The sequence below is a fragment of the uncultured Corynebacterium sp. genome (assembly GCF_902782855.1).
Classification (GTDB): Bacteria; Actinomycetota; Actinomycetes; order Mycobacteriales; family Mycobacteriaceae; genus Corynebacterium.
The window spans coordinates 1-2,586 of record NZ_CACZOO010000296.1; the positions used below are offsets into that span (position 1 = coordinate 1).

The 2,586-nt window shown below is 65.8% G+C and carries 4 protein-coding genes; all 4 read left to right on the forward strand.

From position 1 onward, the window contains the following. On the forward strand, nucleotides 1–377 hold a 377-nt coding region (locus tag QZV72_RS12145), incomplete at its 5' end, for an acetyl-CoA carboxylase biotin carboxyl carrier protein subunit (protein ID WP_297008834.1). Nucleotides 378–444: 67 nt separating this feature from the next. Then, nucleotides 445–903: a hypothetical protein gene (locus tag QZV72_RS12150; protein ID WP_297008836.1), complete on the forward strand. Its 459-nt coding sequence runs from the start codon at nucleotides 445–447 to the stop codon at nucleotides 901–903. A 5-nt stretch (nucleotides 904–908) separates the two neighbouring features. Then, nucleotides 909–1,097, forward strand: a complete 189-nt coding sequence (locus QZV72_RS12155; protein WP_297008839.1) for a hypothetical protein — start codon at nucleotides 909–911, stop codon at nucleotides 1,095–1,097. Nucleotides 1,098–1,306: 209 nt separating this feature from the next. Continuing rightward, nucleotides 1,307–2,443, forward strand: coding sequence for an ATP-binding protein (locus tag QZV72_RS12160; RefSeq protein WP_297008841.1), 1,137 nt, complete (start codon nucleotides 1,307–1,309; stop codon nucleotides 2,441–2,443). Nucleotides 2,444–2,586: the final 143 nt, after the last annotated feature.

A 2,586-nucleotide genomic window follows, 5' to 3' on the forward strand; every position in this document is an offset into this window, starting at 1 on the left:
CCTACCTTGAGCGCACCGAGATCTCGGTGGAGATCGACGGGCGGCTGCACCGGATCGGGCTGCCGACCGGTGTGCTGGGTGCTGCGGCCAGCGGGGCAGAGTCGAGTGCCTCTGCACCTGCCGGTGCGGCGTCCGCTGCGTCCTCCTCTGCCGCATCCTCCGCGTCCGGCGCCCCGGTCCTCTCCCCCTTCGCCGGCACGGTCGTGGAGTGGAAGGTCGCCGATGGTGCGCAGGTCAGCAAGGGCGACACCATCGTCTCCGTCGAGGCAATGAAGATGGAGCGGGCGGTCACCGCACCGGCGGACGGCGTCCTGCATATTGCGGTGGAGGCTGGCGGGGCCGTCGCGGCGAAGGGCGTGCTCGGGTCGGTGGAGTGACCCCTCTGGTAGTCTCGCCCGCACACCCGCCGAGGGGATCGGCGGGCACACCACGGGGAGGGACCGTATGAGCACCGACAGCCCGACGTCCGCGACAGGCGGATTCTGGCGCACACTACTGATCATCTGGGTCACCGTCATGGCCGGCATGTACGCGGTGGCGGTGACATGGTCTCAAGGAGCCACACCGGCGCTGCAGATCTTCGGCTACGGCATACCGCTGCTCACCGCGATGCTCGCCTTCCGTGGCGTCCGCGAAACACTGCGCCACAAACAGTCCTCCGACGACCACGCCCACTGGTGGGACCAGACGAAATGGGCCTTCGACCTCGTCATGAGCCCGCACGCTCAGCCGCAGGACCTGCAGATGGCGGCCGACACTCTCCAGAGTCAGATCTCAGCATCCGGTCTGCCGGACCGAGATCTGGATGTCGCCATCCGCATGCTGCGTCGCGCGGAAGCCCGCGTCCGCCAATACGAAAAGCTAGAATTACTGCCATACACCGAACTGTCGAAGAAGGGGTGAGAGCCGTGTCAGCACTGGGCAGTTACACACCGATCAAGGTTCATCGAGACCCGGATGAAACACCACTGGAGACCATCCAGAAGACGCTGGCTGCTCTCGAAGCCGCCAAGGCCGAAGTTGACGAGAACAAGCGTCGCGCGGAAGCTGAAGCCGCACGGAAGCGTCAGAGCTTCTTCGGCCGACTGTTCAGGTAGACACTGACGGGAAATCGGGGATCCGCAGGCTGAACACGGGTGAACGGTAACGGGGACCGGGGACTGGTTCGGGGGGACCGGGGATGAGGTCGGGCGAGGCCCCAGAGGGGACGCCCACATCACCACTTCAATCCGCAATGATGAAGGATGATGAAAGCTCACCTACAATGATGAAGGATGATGAAAGCGAGTCAGGGAGGCCTACACCCATGCCCCGGAGAAGTCCGTTCCGTCCATCCTTCGGAGTGACGCCCCCACTGGTCGCAGGGCGCGACCCCATCGTCGCGGAACTCGCCGACGCGCTGGACGCCGGCCCTGGCGCCCCGGGCAGGGCGTCCTTGTTCACCGGCAACCGTGGAATCGGCAAGACCGTCATGCTCAACGAGGTCGAGGCCCTCGCCAGATCCCGTGGCTGGGTGGTGGTCTCCGAGACCGCCACTAAGGGGTTGCTCGAACGACTCACCAGGGAAGAGCTCCCCGACCTCGCCCGCCTCCTCCGCCAGCAACCGGGCCGGGAACCACGCAGGATCTCCGGCGTCACCCTGCCTGCTGGACTGGGCGGGATCACCTTCGATATTCCGGATCCGCAACGGCCCGGCGGGATGCGTCAGCAGATCACTGCGTTGTCCGATGTCCTGGACGCCCACGGTACCGGTCTCCTTCTCACCATTGACGAGGTCCATTCCACTGCCGCCCGTGAGGACATCCGTCAGATCTGTGCCGTCATCCAGCATGCGTTCCTGGAACAGCGCCCCGTCGCCTTCGCTGCCGCCGGTCTCCCGGAGGCCGTGCAGGATCTGCTCACCGATGATGTCTCGACATTCCTGCGCCGGGCCCGCCGCTTTCCACTGGCCCCGCTGACGCCGCCCGCCGCCGAGGAGGCGCTCCGCGTCCCCATCGAGGACGCCGGACGCCGCGTGGACCCCGACGCGCTCAGCGCAATGGCCGCAGCGAGCTTCGGGTACCCCTATTTCATCCAGGTCATCGGGGACAACGCGTGGCGCAGGGAGTCGGACGCGGACATCATCACGATGGAACATGCGGCCGCCGGGATCGAGTCGGCGATCAGGGAATCCGGCTTCGCCGTCCATGAGCCGGCGATGAACGACCTCTCCGACATGGACCGGCAGTTCCTCCTCGCGATGCAGCAGGACGCCGCGGACACCGGGGACTCAGCCATCGCCGACATCCAGCAGCGCCTGTCACGAAACCACAGCTGGACCTCCCGCTACCGGTCCCGGCTGATCCATGCCGGGGTCATCGAACCCGCCGGTCGGGGCCGGGTGCGCTACGCCCTTCCCTACCTCGCGGAGTTCCTCGCCGAGCACGGGGACCGGTACGAGTGAGCGTCATAGGCCCCAGTAGCTTGTGCATCCACGAACACTCGATCGAGAGCCAAAAAGAAAGGCCTGTGCTCACGCTAGACTTACCTGGCGAAACAACAAGTTCCCATTTCTCACAGCGAAGGAGTCCCGATGGAGCTGCGTGA